The sequence below is a fragment of the Pseudomonas sp. 09C 129 genome, from assembly GCF_002843625.1.
Classification (GTDB): domain Bacteria; phylum Pseudomonadota; class Gammaproteobacteria; order Pseudomonadales; family Pseudomonadaceae; genus Aquipseudomonas; species Aquipseudomonas chlororaphis.
Map to the genome: position 1 here is coordinate 4891543 of NZ_CP025261.1, position 17193 is coordinate 4908735.

The window sequence follows — 17193 nt, forward strand, 5'->3', positions numbered from 1 at the left end:
GAGCTGTTATGGAACACATTCAATACCGCTTGCCCTGGAGCGCTTCGGGCACCGAACGCCAGCTGACGCTGTTTCGTTTCGGCAGCGGGCCGCGCAAGGCCTACATCCAGGCGTCCCTGCACGCCGACGAGCTACCGGGCATGCGGGTGGCCGTCGAACTCAAGCGGCGCCTGCTCGAACTGGAAGAACAAGGCCGCCTGACGGGGGTGATCGAGCTAGTGCCGATGGCCAACCCGATCGGCATCGCCCAGATGTTCCAGGCCACCCACCAAGGCCGCTTCGAGTTCGGCAGCGGCAAGAACTTCAATCGCGATTTCCCGGAGCTGACCGAGGCCGTGACGCCGTTGCTGGAAGGCCGGCTGGGCGACGACGCCAGCGCCAACATCGCGCTGATCCGCCGCGCCCTGCTCGATGCCCTGGCGGACATGCCGGCGCCAGACTCGGAACTCGACGGCCTGCGCCGCCTGTTGTTGCAGCATGCCTGCGATGCCGATGTGGTGCTGGACCTGCACTGCGACTTCGAGTCGGTGATGCTGCTGTACGCCATGCCGCAGAACTGGCCACACCTGCGCTCTCTGGCCGCGCGCCTGTACGCGGGGGTCGCCCTGCTGGCCGAGGCCGCAGGCGGCAGCGCTTTCGATGAAGCCTGCGCGATCCCCTGGCTACAGTTGGCCGAGCGCTTTCCGGCGGCCGATATTCCGCTGGCGTGCGTGGCCACCACCATCGAATTGCGCGGCATGGCCGACACCGAGCGCGAGCCCTGCGCCGACAGCGCCCAGGCCATTCTCGGCTACCTCGCCGACCAGGGCCTGATCAGCGGCGGCTGGCCGACACCGCCACCGTGCATCTGCGAAGCGACGCCCTTCGCCGGCGCGCAGTACGCCTATGCGCCGCACCCGGGGGTGGTGAGTTTTCTGCAACCCCTGGGGGCCCGGGTCAAGGTCGGCGACCCGCTGTTCGAGGTCATCGACCCGCTGACCGATCACCACAGCCTGGTGCGCGCCGAGACTAACGGCATCCTTTATGCCCGCGAGCGCCTGCGTTTTGCCCAACCCGGTCTGTGGCTGGCCAAGGTGGCCGGCAATACCCCCATCCGCCAGGGTCGCCTGCTCAGCGACTGACTCCAGAGAATCGCAACCATGTACAAACTTGAAATTCAGGATCTGCACAAAAGCTACGGCGCGCACCAGGTGCTCAAGGGTGTGTCCCTGCAGGCGAAAGCCGGCGACGTGATCAGCCTCATCGGCTCCAGCGGTTCCGGCAAAAGCACCTTCCTGCGCTGCATCAACCTGCTGGAGCAGCCCAGCGCAGGCAGCATCGTGCTCAATGGCGAACCCCTCGAACTGCGCGCCAGTAAACTCGGCAGCCTCAAGGCGGCCGACCCCAGGCAGTTGCAACGCATGCGTTCGCGGCTGTCGATGGTGTTCCAGCACTTCAACCTGTGGTCGCACATGAGCGCCCTGGAAAACGTCATGGAAGCACCGGTGCATGTGCTGGGCCTGAGCAAGCAGGAGGCCCGGGAAAAAGCCGGGCACTACCTGGACAAGGTCGGCGTGGCGCACCGTATGGACGCCTGGCCGGCCCATATGTCGGGCGGCGAGCAGCAGCGCGTGGCGATTGCCCGGGCGCTGGCCATGGAACCGGAAGTGATGCTGTTCGACGAGCCGACCTCGGCACTCGACCCGGAACTGGTCGGCGACGTGCTCAAGGTGATGCAGGACCTCGCCCAGGAAGGCCGGACCATGGTCGTGGTGACCCACGAAATGGGCTTTGCCCGCGAGGTTTCGAACCAGCTGGTATTCCTCCACCAGGGCCTGGTCGAAGAACGCGGCGAGCCGCGCGAAGTGCTGGCCAGGCCCCAGTCCGAACGCCTGCGGCAGTTCCTCGCCGGCAGCCTGAAATAACCCGACGCGGCGCCCCCCTGGCCTGGCGCTGCACGCCAGGGGGCGGCTTCGGATACACTCCGTCAACCTTGTGCCCCTCCTCCCATCCTCAGGACATGTTGAGCCGGATATGCCGACCCCACTGAAAGACACCACGGTCTATGCCGCGCCGGTGATGCGCAAACTGGCACAAATCGTTGCCGACCTGCCGCCGTCGCTGCGCAAGGTCGCGGACTTTATCCTGCGCCATCCGTTGAAGGCCGCGACGCTGACCATCGAGGAGATGGCCCACGCAACCTCGACCTCGCCGGCGGCGGTCAACCGGCTGGCCAAGACCCTCGACCTCGGCGGCTACACCGGCATGAAGGCCGAGCTGGTGACGACGCTGCAGCAAATGGTCTCGCCGGTCGACAAGCTGCGCAACGAACTGGCCCATCGTCCCGGTGGCGCCTTCGGCCTGCACGAGCAGATCCAGAGCGCCAGCAGCAACCTCGCCATGGCGGCGACCAACAATCATGCCCAGACCTTCGACGCCTTCGTCACCAGCCTGGTCCAGGCGCGCAAGATCTACATCCTGGGCTTCGGCAACAGCGTCTACTTCGCCGGCCTCGCCGCCTCGACCCTGATGCCCTTCTGTGCCGACGCCACCGCCATCAGCATGGAGGGCGGCAACGAAAACGCCGCCTACCGCCTGGCCGCGATCACCGATCAGGACGTCCTGCTGGCCATCTCCCTGCCGCGCTACTCCCTCGATACCCTGCAACTCGCCCGTTTCGCCAACGAACGCGGCGCCACGGTGCTGGCCATCACCGACTCCCCCGCCTCGCCGTTGACCAGCATTGCCGAACATGTGCTGTTCGCCCCCGCCGACCATCCGGTGATGACCAGCTCCAACATCGCGGTGCTGGCCCTGATCGAAGGCTTGGTGGCCGGGGTGATGGCGCGCAACAAGGAAGCGGTCAAGCTGGCGACCGAGCTGACCGAAAGCGTGATGTCCTACCTGCATATCCCGGGCAGCGGCAAACCGCGCAAGCCGTGAGGCGGTTTTTATCGGGGTACAGGGGCTGGCTCGATGTGAATGCCTGACAGCCCCTGTAGCCGCTGCCGCAGGCTGCGATCGGCTCCGAAGGAGCCGTGCTCTTGAGGGCCTCGGAAGGTCCTGCGGACCTTATCGCAGCCTGCGGCAGCGGCTACAAAAGAGCCTCCAGCGTCAAATACGGAACTGCCCCACCAGCTTGCCCAGGCGCTGGCCGAGGTCGGCCAGGCTGCGCGAGGTCTGGGCGCCAAGCTGGGTTTCGTCGGCGACGCTGTCCACCGCCACCGCGATCTGGTGCACGCTGCGGTTGATCTCTTCGGCCACCGCGGTCTGTTCTTCCGCGGCACTGGCGATCTGCGCGTTCATCGAGTTGATGGTGCCGATCAGTTGCGCCATGGCATCCAGCGACGCCCCGGCCTCGTTGGCCTGGTGCGAGGTGCCGTCGCCGGCGTCGCTGGAGCGGCGCATGGCCTCCACGGCAGTGCGCGTGCCCTGTTGCAGGCGGTCGATCATGCCCTGGATTTCCTGGGTGCTCTGCTGGGTGCGGCTGGCCAGCGCCCTGACCTCGTCGGCCACCACCGCGAAGCCACGCCCGGCCTCACCGGCCCGCGCCGCCTCGATGGCGGCGTTGAGGGCCAGCAGGTTGGTCTGTTCGGCGATGGAGCGGATCACGTCGAGCACGCTGACAATCGACGCCACGTCCTTCTGCAGGCTGTCCAGGGAGGTGCCGCTGCTGCGGATATCGCTGACCAGCGCGTGAATCTGCTGGATGCTGCCATCCACCACGCGCTTGGCCGCCTGGCCTTCCTCGTCGGTCTGCTGCGCCGCCACGGCCGCACCCTGGGCACTGCGCGCCACTTCCTGGGCCGCCGACGACATTTGATTGATCGCCGTGGCCACCTGATCGGTCTCGTGACGCTGGCGCTCCATGGCCTGCTCGGAACGCTGGGCCTGTTCGGACACCTGGGTCACCAGGCCGGTGAGTTGGCCGGTCATCTCGGTGATCTGCCGCACCAGGCCGTGGATCTTGTCGACGAAACGGTTGAAGGAACTGGCCAGGTCGCCCAGCTCGTCCTGGCTGGTGATGGCCAGGCGGCGGGTCAGGTCGCCTTCGCCGGCGGCGATATCGTCGAGGTTGAGCTTCATCAGGTTCAGCGGCCGCAGGATGGTATTGGCCACTAGCAGGCCGATGGCGGCGATCACCAGCAGCACCACCACGGCGATGCCGATGATGCTCAGGACCATGCCCCGCATGCGCTGGTTGACGCTGGCCTCGACCTCGGCCACCTGGGCGTCGATGCCGTCCAGGTTCACCGAGGAGCCGACAATCAGGTCCCACTTGGGCAGGTATTCGGTGTACCCCAGCTTCGGCACCAGCACGTCGCTGCCCGGTTGGGTCGAGCTGTACTGCACATAATGCGTGCCGTCCTTGCCGACCTTGACCAGCTCGCGGTTGACGTACACGCCGTTGGGGTCGCGGTTGTCCTTGAAGCTCTTGCCGACGCCGTCCGGGCTGTTGCCCTTGAACAGGCGCACCGTCTCGGAGTCGTAGCCGAAGAAGTAACCGTCCTTGCCGTAGGTGATGTTCGACAGCAGCTTCACTACCTGGGCGCGGGCCGCGGTATCGCCGGGCGCCGCCGCGTCGTAGAGCGGCTTGACGGTGCTCAAGGCCACCTCCACATAACTCTGCAGCGTGGTCTTGGCCTCGCCGAGCAGGCGCTGCCGGGTCTCGTCCACCTCGTTCTGTGCCTGCTCCTTGAGCATGACGACCGTGGTCAGGCTGATCACCAGCGCAAACAACAGGACCGGGAGGACCGCGAGGGACAGGACTTTGCCCTTCAGACTTAAGCGCATAGGAGGTTCACTCTTGATGTTGTTGGCGTGATACAGACTTAACGGCACGCCGGAACAAAAGTTGAGCCCCGCAGGACGATGCGCTGAATCTGCGGCCGCGCAGCGCCCTTGAGATCTTTCGCGAGCAAGCTTCACGCTTCTGTAGGAGCGAAGCTTGCTCGCGATAAGGACAACGCGCTGCAACTGAACCCCCGCGGGCTCAGAGCACCATCGCCGCGACCCAGCCGAACGCCAGCAACGGCAGGTTGTAGTGCAGGAAGGTCGGGACCACGGTGTCCCAGATGTGGTGGTGCTGGCCGTCGATGTTCAGGCCGGAGGTCGGGCCCAGGGTCGAGTCCGAGGCCGGCGAGCCGGCGTCGCCCAATGCGCCGGCGGTGCCGACGATGCAGACGATGGCCAGCGGGCTGAAGCCCAGCTGCACGCACAGCGGCACGAAGATGGTCGCCAGGATCGGCACGGTGGAGAACGACGAGCCGATGCCCATGGTCACCAGCAGCCCCACCAGCAGCATCAGCAAGGCACCCACGCCCTTGCTGTGGCCGATCCAGCTGGCCGAGGACTCCACCAGGCTTTTCACCTCGCCGGTGGCCTTCATCACTTCGGCGAAACCGGCGGCGGCGATCATGATGAAGCCGATCATCGCCATCATCTTCATGCCTTCGGTGAACAGGTCGTCGGTCTCGCGCCAGCGCACGATGCCCGACACCGAGAAGATCAGGAAACCAGACAACGCCCCGATAATCATCGAGTCCAGCAACAGCTGGATGACAAAGGCCGCGACAATCGCCAGACCCGCCACCAGCAGCGTGCGCGGGTTGTATTGCACCGTCACCTGCTCGACTTTCTCGATCAGCTCCAGGTCATACACGCGCTTCTTGCGGTAGCTGACAAAGGCCAGCAGCAGGCCGAAGACCATGCCCAGGGCCGGAATGCCCATGGCGTGGGTGACATTGATATTGCTGATGTCCACGCCGCTGCGGGCGACGTTGGCCAGCAGGATCTCGTTGAGGAAGATGTTGCCGAACCCCACCGGCAGGAACATGTACGGGGTGATCAAGCCGAAGGTGATGACGCAGGCGATCAGCCGTCGGTCCAGCTGCAGTTTGCTCAGCACATACAACAGCGGCGGCACCAGCAGCGGGATGAAGGCGATATGGATCGGCAGGATGTTCTGCGAGGCGATCGCCACCACCCACAACAGGCCGATCAGCAGCCATTTGACGTTGCCGCCGCCGTTGGCGTCCTGGCGGTCCACCAGCAGCAGGATCTTGTCCGCCAGGGCGTGGGCCAGGCCGGACTTGGCGATCGCCACCGCAAAGGCGCCGAGCAAGGCGTAGGACAGGGCCACCGTCGCCCCGCCGCCGAGGCCATTGTTGAAAGCCTTGAGGGTCGCCTCGATGCCCAGGCCACCGGTCAGCCCTCCCACCAGCGCGCCTACGATCAGCGCGATCACCACATGCACGCGGGACAGGCTGAGGACCAGCATGACGCCAACCGCGGCAATTACTGCATTAATCATCGTTACCTCATGGCACTGCGGCGGGAAAACGCCGCAAAAGGAATGAGTCCGGCCAGAGGGCAACCATTGCCGACGCCGGATTGAAAAAGGAGGGTCTTATTAGAGGGCGCGCACTTTGCAGCAGCGGGCAACGCTTGTCAAAACCGGCGGGCACTCGCTGCCCGACCGACTACCGCCTGCGCCGGCAGCTCCGCCGTCACTTGTAGCCGCTGGCGCAGCCTGCGATCGGCCGCGCAGCGGACGCCGGGCTGAGGATCGAGTCTTCCAGGCCAGTCGCATTGCGTGCCTTTGCGAGTGCTGCGCACTCGATCGCAGCCTGCGGCAGCGGCTACAGGGAGCGGCATTCGAACGAGCGTTTAAAGAAGGCCGCTCTTCGGCCGATACGCTGCAAAGTCTCAAATAAATATCGAATAAGGACGTCTCCATGTCGCTCAGACAACTTTCCATCCAGTGGAAAATCACCCTGCTCGCCGGCCTCTGCCTGGCCGGTGTAGTGACCCTGCTGGTGGGGCTTTCGCTGTACCGCATGGAGCACAGCTCCGCACTGGTGAAGGCCTCGAGCATGGAGATGCTCAACGAAGCCGCCCAGGCCCGCATCGAGGCCCAGGGCGAGGTTCAGGCGCTGGGCATCCGCCAGCAATTCATGGACGCCTATCAATACGGCCACGGCTTCTCGCGCCAGGTGCTGTTCCTGCGCGAGCAGGCCGAAAAGCGCTTCCTCGATGCCTTCGACCTGCGCGAGGACCTGACCCGCCAGGTGAAGTCGGCGCTGCAGGCCAACCCCGACCTGCTCGGCCTGTCGCTGGTGTTCGAAGCCAACGCGCTGGACGGCAAGGACGAACTCTTCAGCGGCCAGAGCGAACTGGGCAGCAACGACAAGGGCCGCTTCGCCCTCTACTGGTCGCAGCCGACCCCGGGCAAGCTGACCTCCATGGCGCTGCCGGAAAGCGACATGAGCGACACCACCACCGGCCCCAGCGGCCAGCCGGCCAACGCCTGGTTCACCTGCCCGCGTAGCACCCTCAAGCCTTGTGTGATCGAGCCTTACTTCTATGTGATCGACGGCCAGAACGTGCTGATGACCAGCATCGTGTTCCCGCTGCTGGTGAACGGCAAAGTCATCGCCTCGCTGTCGGTGGACATCAACCTCAACAGCCTGCAATCGGTCAGCCAGCAAGCGAGCAAGGAGCTCTACGACGGCCAGACCACGGTCAGCATCATCAGCCCGGTCGGCCTGCTCGCCGGCTACAGCGCCGACGCCAGCAAGCTCAGCCAGCGCCTGGACCAACTGGACCAAGCCAACGGCACCGAGCTGATCCGCCTGCTGTCGGCCAGCACCCAGACCCAGAGCCTGCACAACGACAACGCCCTGAAAGTGCTCGCGCCCTTCACCCCGATTCCCGGCGGCAAGCCCTGGGGCGTGCTGCTGCAAGTGCCGGAGCGGGTCCTGGTGGGCCCGGCCGAAGCTCTGAAGAACCAGCTAGACCAGAGCAATAAGGCCGGCACCCTGGTCGAACTGGGCCTGGGCCTGCTGGCCGCGGTGCTCGGCCTGCTACTGGTGTGGCTGATGGCGCGCAGCGTGACCCGGCCGATCCTCGGCGTGGCGCACATGCTGGAAGACATCGCCAGCGGCGAAGGCGACCTGACCCGGCGCCTGGCCTACGACAAGAAAGACGAACTGGGCCAGCTGGCCGGCTGGTTCAACCGCTTCCTCGACAAGCTGCAACCGATCATCGCCGAGGTGAAACGCTCGGTGCAGGACGCCCGCGGCACTGCCGACCAGTCCTCGGCCATCGCCACCCAGACCAGCGCCGGCATGGAGCAGCAGTATCGCCAGGTCGACCAGGTGGCCACCGCTTCCCACGAGATGAGCGCCACCGCCCAGGACGTCGCCCGCAGCGCGGCCCAGGCCGCGCAGGCCGCCCGCGATGCCGACCAGGCCACGCGCCAGGGCCTGAGCGTGATCGACCGCACCACCGCGAGCATCGATCACCTGGCGGCCGACATGAGCACCGCCATGGCGCAGGTCGAAGGCCTGGCCGCCAACAGCGAAAAGATTGGTTCGGTGCTGGAAGTGATTCGCGCCATCGCCGAACAGACCAACCTGCTGGCCCTCAACGCCGCCATCGAGGCCGCCCGCGCCGGCGAGGCCGGGCGTGGTTTCGCGGTGGTCGCCGACGAAGTGCGCAACCTCGCCCGGCGCACCCAGGAGTCTGTGGAGGAAACCCGCCAGGTCATCGAGCAGCTGCAAAGCGGCACCCAGGAAGTGGTCGGCTCGATGGGCAACAGCCATCGCCAGGCCCAGGGCAGCGTCGAACAGGTCGGCCAGGCGGTCACCGCCCTGCGGCAGATCGGCGACGCGGTGACGGTGATCAGCGACATGAACCTGCAGATCGCCAGCGCCGCCGAAGAGCAAAGCGCGGTGGCCGAGGAGATCAACAACAACGTGGCGACCATCCGCGACGTCACCGAATCGCTGTCGGAACAGGCCAACGAATCGGCGCGGGTCAGCCAGTCACTGAACAGCCTGGCCAACCAGCAGCAGAGCCTGATGGACCAGTTCCGGGTCTGACCTCCCCTTTCAAAAACGCCTCGGTGTAGCCGCTGCCGAGGCACGAGGCTGCGATCGGCTGCGCAGCAGTCGTAGACCCGGCGACTCGGTCGATCAGATACACCGCAGGCATAGGGTTGGCGGGCGCTTCGTCGGAATGCCGCCCAACCCGATCGCAGCCTCGTGCCTCGGCAGCGGCTACAGGGATTCAGGGATTCAGCACCGGCAATATCAGCGCCCAGGCAACTCGATCAACACCCGCAGCCCGCCCTGCGGGCTTTCCAGCAAGCGCAGTACCCCGCCCCAGCTTTCGACTATGTCGCGCACGATGCCCAGGCCGAGCCCGTGGCCGTCGGTCTGCTCGTCCAGGCGCGTGCCACGGCTGAACACCTGGCTGCGCTGCTCCTCGGGAATCCCCGGCCCGTCGTCGTCCACCGCCAGGCCATAACCCTCGGCGGTCTGCCACACGCTCAGCGCCACTTCGGCATCGGCCCACTTGCAAGCGTTGTCCAGCAGGTTGCCCAGCAGTTCCAGCAGGTCTTCCCGGTCCCAGGGCAGTTGCAGGCCGGGGGCCGCCTGATAGCTCAGGTCCAGGTGCTCGCCATGGATCATGCTCAGGGTCGCCAGCAGCCCCGGCAGCTCGGCGTCGCAATCGAACAGCGCGCCGGGCAAGGCATCGCCGGCCAGGCGCGCGCGGTTCAACTTGCGGTTGAGCCGCTGCTGCACCTGCGCCAGCTGCTCCTCGAGCAACTGGCGCAGCTCCGGGTGCGCCTGCAACTTGGGGTTGGACGCCAGGCTCAGCAGCACCGCCAGCGGGGTCTTCAGCGCGTGCCCGAGGTTGCCCAGGGCATTGCGCGAACGCTTCAGGCTGTCTTCGGTATGGGCCAGCAAATGGTTGATCTGCGCCACCAGCGGTTCCAGCTCCAGCGGCACCTGTTCGTCCAGTTGCGAACGCTGGCCGCGCTGCAATTGGGCGATCTGCTCGCGGGCCTGCTCCAGCGGGCGCAAGGCGCGGCGCACGGTAACCCGCTGCAGGACCAGGATCAGCAGCAGGCCGGCCAGGCCCAGGCCCAGACCCACCTGTTGCATGCGCAGGAAGCTCTCGCGCACTGGGGTGTAGTCCTGGGCCACGCTGATGGAAATCGACTGCCCGAGGCGCCGATAGTCGGTGCGCAGCACCAGCAGGCGTTGGCCTTCCGGTCCCAGCTGCAGGTTACTGTGCAGGCCGGTCTGTGCCAGTGCAGGCAGGTCCTGGTCCCACAGCGAGCGGGAGCGCCAGTGCACGTCATCGAAGTCGATGCGAAAGTAATGCCCGGAAAACGGCCGCTGATAGGCCGGCGACAACCGCCGCTCGTCCAGCTGCAAACCCTGGGGGCCCCGGACCAGCGCCACCAGCAGGCTTTCGCTGTCGTTGCGCAAGCCGGCTTCCAGGTAGCGTTGCAAGCCCATCTCGAACAGCCACAGGCTGGTCTGCGCCAGCACCAGGCCGACAATCACCATCACGCTGATCAGGCCCAGGCTCAGGCGGCGCTGGATCGACCTCACTGGGCGTTCCCGCCGAACAGGTAGCCCTGGCCGCGGCGGGTTTCGATCACGCTGCGCCCGAGCTTGCGCCGCAGGTGGTTGACGTGGACTTCCAGCACGTTGGAATCGCGCTCGGTCTCACCGTCGTAGAGGTGTTCGGCCAAATGGCTTTTCGAAAGGATCTGCTCCGGGTGCAGCATGAAGTAGCGCAACAGGCGGAACTCGGCGGCGGTCAGCTGGATGTCCACGCCGTCGCGCAGCACGCACTGGCGGCCTTCGTCGAGGTGCAGCCCGGCGGCCTGCAATGTCGGCTGGTTGGCCTGGCCATGGGAACGGCGCAGCAGCGCCTGGATGCGCAGGTGCAATTCTTCCGGGTGGAAGGGTTTGGTCAGGTAGTCGTCGGCGCCGGCCTTGAGGCCTTCGATGCGCTCGGCCCAGGACCCGCGGGCGGTGAGGATCAGCACCGGGGTCGCCAGGCCGCCGGCGCGCCATTTGGTCAGCACTTCCAGGCCCGGCACCCCCGGCAGGCCGAGGTCGAGCACGATCAGGTCGTAGGGCTCGCTGGCGCCCTGGTACAGCGCGTCACGGCCGTCGGCCAGCCAGTCCACGGCGTAGCCCTGGCGGTTGAGCCCGGCCAGCAGTTCGTCGGCCAGGGAGACGTGGTCTTCCACCAGGAGCAGGCGCATCAGTCATCTTCCTTGTCTTTCAGTAAGCGGCCGGTGGTGGCCTCCAGGTCCAGCTCGCGGACCACGCCCTCGGCGGTCAGCAGCTCGACTTCATAGATGTAGACGTCGTGTTTTTCTTCCAGCTCGGCTTCCAGCAACTTGGCCCCGGGGTAACGGTCCAGGGCCTGCTGCAGCAATTGCTCCAGCGGCAGGATCACCCCTTGCTGGCGCAGGCGCAGGGCTTCGTCCTGGTCCAGGTCGCGGGCCAGCGCCACCGAGCAAAAAGCCAGAAGCGCCAGGGCCACCCTGCTGCCGGCGCGTAGATTCACCTTCATTACGTATCCTGATGATCCTTGAGCACCTGGCCGCTCACTGCGTCCAATTCCAGGTCCCACTCAACCCCTTGAGGGTCGCGCATCTCGATCTGGTAGATGTACTTGCCGTACTCCTCTTCCAGCTCGGTTTCGGTGATGGTCGCGCCCGGGTGCTTGGCCAATGCCGTGGCATTGAGTTTTTCAAAGGACACAATGGTACCAGCGTCGCGCAGTCTCAGGGCCTCGTCGGGCCCCAGGTCGCGGGCATGGGCCAGGCTGGCGGTCATACCGATGAGGGTCGCGGTGAACAGGGCAGTCAGGGTTTTCATGGGGTGTCTCCGAGTTTCTCGTTATGTGTTGCTACGGGGCTCACGATAGCCGGTCGAACTTAATTGAAACTGAATGGCCATCATCGGCGCCGCGCAGGTTTCATTCGGCGCCGCGGGCCCGAGCTTTTATACTCGGCTGTCGCTCGAGATTGAGGCCGGTATGACCGCTATCCACATCAAGTTCCCCGCCCTGACCCTCAAGGCCGGCCCACGCGCCCTGGCGCGCATTCGCGCCAACGGCCTGAGCGCGGCCGAAGTCGGCACCCTGCCCGGCGCCGCCGGCGGGCCGAAAGCCCTGGGCATCCAGGGGCTGGACCTGGCGCTGTTCGGCGAATGGCTGCCAGCGGCGCCACGGGAACGTTCGCTGATTGGCGCCTCGGTGGGTTCCTGGCGCTTCGCCAGCGCCTGCCTGCCGGACGCCGCCGAAGGCATCCGCCGCCTGGGCCAGCTGTACAACGCCCAGAGTTTCGCCAAGGGCGTGAGCATGGCGCAGATCAGCCAGAGCTCGCAACGCATGCTGCACGAGCTGCTCGACGGCCGCGACGCAAGCATTCTCGACAACCCGCACTACCGGCTGAACATCATGGTGGTGAAAAGCCACGGCCTGCTCGCCGACGACCATCGCGGGCGGCTGGGCCTGGGGCTGTCCTCGGTGATCGCCGACAACCTGCGTGGTCGCGCGCGCCTGGCGCGGCACTTCGAACGCCTGGTGCTGCATGACCCGCGCCTGGCGCCGCCGCTGCATGCCCTCGAAGACTTCCCCTCGCGCTTCGTGCCGCTGGACACCGGCAACCTGCGCCAGGCCCTGCTGGCCTCGGGTTCGATCCCGATGGTCATGCAAGGCGTGCGCGACCTGCCCGGCGCCGGGGCCGGCACCTTCCGCGACGGCGGCCTGCTGGACTACCACCTCGACCTGCCCTACAGCGGCGACGATATCGTGCTCTACCCGCACTTCACCGACCGGGTGATTCCCGGCTGGTTCGACAAGACCCTGCCCTGGCGCCGCGGCAACCCGGGCCGTTTGCAGGACGTATTGCTGCTGGCACCGTCGAAGGAATACCTGGCGCGCCTGCCCTACGGCAAACTGCCGGACCGCAACGACTTCAAGCGCTTCATGGGCGACGACGCCAGCCGCCAGAAATACTGGCGCAGCGCGATGGACGAAAGCCGGCGCCTGGGCGACGAGTTCCTCGAGCTGGCCGGTAGCGGTCGTCTCGGCGAACAGCTATTGACCCTTTAGTCAGTGTTTTCCCGCAACCGTATAACCAAGCTGGTAAACTCGCCGCCTGCCTTACATCGCCCGCGGCGATAGCCACCTGACCGAGCTGACCGACACTGTGGAAATCTTCAAAGAATTTACCTTCGAATCCGCCCACCGCCTGCCCCACGTGCCTGCAGGCCACAAGTGCGGGCGCCTGCACGGCCACTCGTTCAAGGTGGCCATCCACCTGAGCGGCGACCTCGATCCGCACACCGGCTGGATTCGCGATTTCTCCGAGATCAAGGAGATCTTCAAGCCGCTCTACGAGCGCCTGGACCACAACTACCTGAACGACATCCCCGGCCTGGAAAACCCCACCAGCGAAGTGCTGGCCAAGTGGATCTGGAACGAGCTCAAACCCCTGCTGCCGGAGCTGAGTGCGATCCGCATTCACGAGACCTGCACCAGCGGCTGCATCTATCGCGGCGAATAAACCGTCGCCGCCTGAAAAAAACCACCGCCCGCGGTGGTTTTTTTATGCCTATGCTTGCCCGCTCGACCCTCGGGTCATAGCCACATCCGGCTTTACACCAACCCAGCCATGAGCGAAAACATCGCCTGTGCTCGCGCCGCGCTGACACCGAGACTCATCGCGCCGAGGAGCATGGGCTGCGCCGGGCCTGCATGAGCAAGGCGCCGGACCGATCACCCACAGAGGACCACAACATGAGTGACTGGCCGCTGGATCGAACCTACAGCTTCAACGGACAAAAGGTGCGCTACGCCATTCAGGGTGACGGGCCGCCTCTGGTATTCGTGCACGGCACACCCTTTTCTTCCTACGTCTGGCACCGCATCGCCCCGCATTTCAGCACCAGCCACCGGGTGCACTATTTCGACCTGCTGGGCTACGGCCAGTCGGAACAGTCCGCCGGCCAGGATGTGTCCCTCGGCGTGCAGAACCAGCTGCTGGCCGAACTGCTGGAACACTGGGGCCTGGAGCGCCCGGACGTGGTGGCCCACGACTTCGGTGGCGCCACCGCCCTGCGCGCCCACCTGCTCAACGGCAAGGACTACCGCAGCCTGACCCTGCTCGACCCGGTGGCGCTGTCGCCCTGGGGCTCGCCGTTCGTGCAGCACGTGCGCCAGCATGAACAGGCCTTCAGCGGCGTGCCGGACTATATCCAGCGCGCCATTGTGCCGGCCTACATCCGCGGGGCGATCCAGCGCGAGATCCCCGACCGGGAACTGGCGCCCTACGTCCAGCCCTGGCTCGGCGCCAGCGGCCAGGCCGCGTTCTACCGGCAGATCGCGCAGATGGACGAGCGCTATACCGCGGAGGTGGCCGGGCTTTATCCCGGCATTCGCTGCCCGACCCAGATCCTCTGGGGCGAGGACGATCAGTGGATCCCCATCGAACGCGGGCGCCAGTTGCACCGGCTGATCCCCGGCTCACGGTTCCAGGCGGTGCCCAACGCCGGCCACCTGCTGCAGGAAGACGCACCGGAAGCCATCATCGCCGCGCTGCTGCGCTTTCTGCCCCAGGCCGGGAGCCAGGCATGAGCCCACGCATCTACCTCGCCGGCTTCGACCTGTTTCGCCGCGATGCCATCGCCCGCGGCGAATACCTCAAGCACCTGTGCCAGACCCAGGGCCTGCAAGGCCTCTACCCCTTCGACCAGCAGGTGCCGGCCCAGCCGACGCCGGAGCAGACCGCGCAGCTGATCTGCCAGCAGAACATGCAGCTAATCCGCGGCTGCGACGCGGTGCTGGCCAACCTCAACGACTTTCGCGGCCTGGAGCCGGACTCCGGCACGGCCTTCGAAGTGGGCATGGCCATCGCCCTGGGCAAACCGGTGTGGGCCTGGTTCGAGGCGCCCGCGACCCTGCGCGAACAAGTGCCCCATGACGCCGACGGCCGCGACGCCGAAGGTTTCCTGGTGGAGGACTTCCACCTGCCGCGCAACCTGATGCTGGCCTGCACCTGGGCCGGCCACAGCGGCAGCGCCGAAGAAGCCCTGCCGCGCCTGGCCGCTTATCTCGCACGGCAACGGCCGCCCCCTCCCCTGTAGGCGCGAGCTTGCTCGCGATAAGTCTTCAAGGCCGATGCAATGCTCAAGGGCCTCATCGCGAGCAAGCTCGCGCCTACAGTGACGGATTCAGCCCCAGCGATTACCTGAGGACACGCACCATGGAAAACACCTGGCTCACCCACGCCAAACGCTTGCAGGCCCTGGCCTCCACCGGGCTGCATTTTTGCAAGGACCCGTTCGATCGCGAGCGTTACCAGGAAGTCGCCGACATCGCCCACAGCATGCTCGCGCAACTGGCCGACGTGCCCCTGGAACGCATCGCCGGCCTGGTGTCGGACTTCGCCAAACGCTACTCGACACCCCTGGTGGATGTGCGCGGCGCCTTGATCGAAGACCAGCGCATCCTCCTGGTCCGCGAACAGACCGACGGGCGCTGGGCCATGCCCGGCGGGTATGCCGACATCGGCTTGTCGGCCGCCGAAAACATCGTCAAGGAGATCCACGAAGAGGCCGGGCTCAGCGTCTCGGCCCGCGCCCTCTACAGCGTCCGGCACAAGGCCAAGGGCCCCTTCACTCCCGACACCCGGGACTTCTACAAGCTGTATTTTCTCTGCGAGCGCAGTGAGCGCAGCGCCCCGGTGGCCGGCTCGGAAGTCAGCGACGCCGGGTTCTTCGCGCTCGACGCCCTGCCCGAACTGTCCCGCGGCCGCACCGTGGAAAGCGATATCGAAGCCGCCTTTGCCTTCCACCGCGGCGAAACCCGCCTGACCCTGTTCGATTGATCGGGCGTCCGTGATCCAATTTGTCTCACCGGCGCACCGCTTTCGCGCCTGAGCCGGCCAATCGGCCGCGCCGGAAAGCAAAAATCCCCTGCTTGTCTATAAATCTCCTGCAGGTTGCACAGCGCCAGCCGAACGCCCCTGACCCTGGGGGCGTTGGCACGGCGACTGCAGCAGATGCCTGCGTCGCTTACGCACCAGGCCACGCCTGGGCCAATCAGGGGAAGGCACATGACGCAGAACGATCCAGGCAACGACTACCCGCTCAGCGAAGTGCCGATGCACGCGCGCAAGGGCCTGGCCTCCACGGCCATGGTGCTGCTGGGCTTCACCTTTTTCACCGCCACCATGTTCGCCGGCGGCAAGCTCGGCGTGGCCTTCAGCTTCGGCCAGATGCTCGGGGTGATCGTCCTCGGCAACCTGCTGCTGGGCCTGTACGCGGCGGGCCTGGGCTATATCGCCTTCAAGAGCGGCCTGAACTCGGTGCTGATGGGGCGCTTCTGTTTCGGCGAGGTGGGCAGCAAGCTCAGCGACCTGATCCTCGGCCTCACCCAGATCGGCTGGTACGCCTGGGGCACCGCCACCGCCGCGGTGGTGCTGGGCAAGTATTTCGAACTGGGCCAGGGCACCGTGCTGGGGCTGATGGTGCTGTTCGGTCTGGTGTTCTGCGCCACCGCCTACGTCGGTTATCGCGGGCTGGAAATCCTCTCCTGGATCGCGGTGCCGGCCATGGCCCTGCTGCTGTTGCTGTCGATGTGGGTGGCCACGGTCAAGGTCGGCGGCCTCGAGGGGTTGCTGGCCGTGGTGCCGAGCGCCAGCCTCGACCTGTCCACGGCCATCACCCTGGTGTTCGGCACCTTCGTCAGCGGCGCCACCCAGGCCACCAACTGGACGCGTTTTTCCCGCTCGGCCAGGGTCGCCGTGCTGGCCAGCCTGATCGGCTTTTTTATCGGCAACGGCCTGATGGTGCTGATCGGTGCCTACGGCGCCATCGTCTACCAGCAGCCGGACGTTGTCGAAGTGTTGCTGTTGCAGGGCTTCGCCATGGCCGCCATGGCCATGCTCCTGCTGAATATCTGGAGCACCCAGGACAACACCATCTACAACTTCGCCGTCGCCGGCTGCAACCTGCTGCGCACTGGCCGACGCAAGACTGTGACCCTGGCCGGGGCGGTGATCGGCACCCTGCTGGCGCTGCTGGGCATGTACGACATGCTGGTGCCCTACCTGATTCTGCTGGGCACGGTGATCCCGCCGATTGGCGGGGTGATCATGGCCGACTTCTTCTATCGCTACCGCGGCCAGTACCCGCGCCTGGCCGACAGCAAATTGCCGGCGTTCAACTGGGCCGGCCTGGGCGCCTATGCCATCGGCACCGTGGCGGCCTTCGGCTCGCCCTGGGTCGCTCCACTGGTAGGCATCGCAGCCGCCGCCCTGAGCTACATGCTGCTGAGCAGCCTGCTCGGCGCACGCGCCACCACCGCCGCGGACATCCAGGCATGAGC

The 17193-nt window shown here is 66.0% G+C and carries 15 protein-coding genes and 3 pseudogenes; 11 read left to right on the plus strand and 7 right to left on the minus strand.

What is annotated here, in order from left to right:
- The first annotated feature begins 8 nt into the window (after window positions 1-8).
- From CXQ81_RS21825 to CXQ81_RS21835, 3 genes are all read left to right on the plus strand, one after another.
- A complete protein-coding gene (locus CXQ81_RS21825) occupies window positions 9-1121 on the plus strand; it encodes a succinylglutamate desuccinylase/aspartoacylase family protein (protein ID WP_087091671.1) in 1113 nt (370 codons plus the stop codon).
- Window positions 1122-1139: 18 nt separating this feature from the next.
- A complete protein-coding gene (locus tag CXQ81_RS21830) occupies window positions 1140-1904 on the plus strand; it encodes an ABC transporter ATP-binding protein (protein WP_007927261.1) in 765 nt (254 codons plus the stop codon).
- Window positions 1905-2013: 109 nt separating this feature from the next.
- Window positions 2014-2922: a MurR/RpiR family transcriptional regulator gene (locus CXQ81_RS21835; protein ID WP_101338524.1), complete on the plus strand. Its 909-nt coding sequence runs from the start codon at window positions 2014-2016 to the stop codon at window positions 2920-2922.
- A gap of 171 nt (window positions 2923-3093) precedes the next feature.
- On the opposite strand, the gene CXQ81_RS31790 is transcribed toward CXQ81_RS21835, so the two are convergent.
- The 3 genes and pseudogenes from CXQ81_RS31790 to CXQ81_RS21845 all read right to left on the minus strand — a co-directional run bounded on the left by CXQ81_RS31790 (window position 3094) and on the right by CXQ81_RS21845 (window position 6289).
- Window positions 3094-3915 (minus strand): methyl-accepting chemotaxis protein, encoded by an 822-nt coding sequence (locus CXQ81_RS31790; RefSeq protein WP_370686832.1) that lies wholly within the window; start codon window positions 3913-3915, stop codon window positions 3094-3096.
- An 84-nt stretch (window positions 3916-3999) separates the two neighbouring features.
- A pseudogene (locus tag CXQ81_RS31795) lies at window positions 4000-4773 on the minus strand (cache domain-containing protein); the annotation flags it as partial.
- Window positions 4774-4972: 199 nt separating this feature from the next.
- Window positions 4973-6289 carry a Na+/H+ antiporter family protein gene (locus tag CXQ81_RS21845; protein ID WP_162096424.1) on the minus strand — a complete coding sequence of 439 codons (1317 nt, stop codon included), beginning with the start codon at window positions 6287-6289 and terminating at the stop codon, window positions 4973-4975.
- Window positions 6290-6935: 646 nt separating this feature from the next.
- On the opposite strand from CXQ81_RS21845, the pseudogene CXQ81_RS31800 reads away from it, so the two are divergent.
- Window positions 6936-8006 (plus strand): annotated as a pseudogene (locus tag CXQ81_RS31800) (HAMP domain-containing protein); the annotation flags it as partial.
- A gap of 342 nt (window positions 8007-8348) precedes the next feature.
- Window positions 8349-8864, plus strand: a pseudogene (locus CXQ81_RS31805) (methyl-accepting chemotaxis protein); the annotation flags it as partial.
- A 210-nt stretch (window positions 8865-9074) separates the two neighbouring features.
- Here the strand turns inward: CXQ81_RS31805 and CXQ81_RS21855 are convergent.
- Genes CXQ81_RS21855 through CXQ81_RS21870 form a run of 4 tightly spaced genes read right to left on the minus strand, consistent with a single transcriptional unit; the run spans window position 9075 to window position 11675 of the window.
- Window positions 9075-10388, minus strand: coding sequence for a sensor histidine kinase (locus CXQ81_RS21855; RefSeq protein ID WP_101338526.1), 1314 nt, complete (start codon window positions 10386-10388; stop codon window positions 9075-9077).
- Entirely contained in the window at window positions 10385-11053 is a 669-nt protein-coding gene (locus CXQ81_RS21860) for a response regulator transcription factor (protein ID WP_101338527.1), read from the minus strand. The genes CXQ81_RS21855 and CXQ81_RS21860 overlap by 4 nt, the downstream gene beginning before the upstream one ends.
- Window positions 11053-11367 carry a PepSY domain-containing protein gene (locus tag CXQ81_RS21865; RefSeq protein WP_007930564.1) on the minus strand — a complete coding sequence of 105 codons (315 nt, stop codon included), beginning with the start codon at window positions 11365-11367 and terminating at the stop codon, window positions 11053-11055. Before CXQ81_RS21865 ends, CXQ81_RS21860 begins: the two co-directional genes overlap by 1 nt.
- Window positions 11367-11675, minus strand: coding sequence for a PepSY domain-containing protein (locus CXQ81_RS21870; RefSeq protein WP_007930566.1), 309 nt, complete (start codon window positions 11673-11675; stop codon window positions 11367-11369). The genes CXQ81_RS21865 and CXQ81_RS21870 overlap by 1 nt, the downstream gene beginning before the upstream one ends.
- A 160-nt stretch (window positions 11676-11835) precedes the next feature.
- Here CXQ81_RS21870 and CXQ81_RS21875 point away from each other — a divergent pair, with 160 nt between their 5' ends.
- From CXQ81_RS21875 to codB, 6 genes are all read left to right on the plus strand, one after another.
- Window positions 11836-12915 (plus strand): hypothetical protein, encoded by a 1080-nt coding sequence (locus CXQ81_RS21875; RefSeq protein ID WP_101339458.1) that lies wholly within the window; start codon window positions 11836-11838, stop codon window positions 12913-12915.
- A 97-nt stretch (window positions 12916-13012) separates the two neighbouring features.
- Window positions 13013-13369 carry a 6-carboxytetrahydropterin synthase QueD gene (queD, locus tag CXQ81_RS21880; protein ID WP_007930577.1) on the plus strand — a complete coding sequence of 119 codons (357 nt, stop codon included), beginning with the start codon at window positions 13013-13015 and terminating at the stop codon, window positions 13367-13369.
- 233 nt (window positions 13370-13602) lie between these two features.
- Window positions 13603-14439 carry an alpha/beta fold hydrolase gene (locus tag CXQ81_RS21885; RefSeq protein ID WP_101338528.1) on the plus strand — a complete coding sequence of 279 codons (837 nt, stop codon included), beginning with the start codon at window positions 13603-13605 and terminating at the stop codon, window positions 14437-14439.
- Window positions 14436-14948, plus strand: a complete 513-nt coding sequence (locus tag CXQ81_RS21890) for a nucleoside 2-deoxyribosyltransferase (RefSeq protein WP_101338529.1) — start codon at window positions 14436-14438, stop codon at window positions 14946-14948. The genes CXQ81_RS21885 and CXQ81_RS21890 overlap by 4 nt, the downstream gene beginning before the upstream one ends.
- A gap of 119 nt (window positions 14949-15067) precedes the next feature.
- The gene (locus CXQ81_RS21895) at window positions 15068-15691 is read left to right on the plus strand and encodes an NUDIX hydrolase (protein ID WP_053261915.1); all 624 of its coding nucleotides are present in this window, start codon (window positions 15068-15070) and stop codon (window positions 15689-15691) included.
- A 228-nt stretch (window positions 15692-15919) separates the two neighbouring features.
- The gene (gene codB / locus CXQ81_RS21900; RefSeq protein ID WP_101338530.1) at window positions 15920-17191 is read left to right on the plus strand and encodes a cytosine permease; all 1272 of its coding nucleotides are present in this window, start codon (window positions 15920-15922) and stop codon (window positions 17189-17191) included.
- The last annotated feature ends 2 nt before the right edge of the window (window positions 17192-17193 follow it).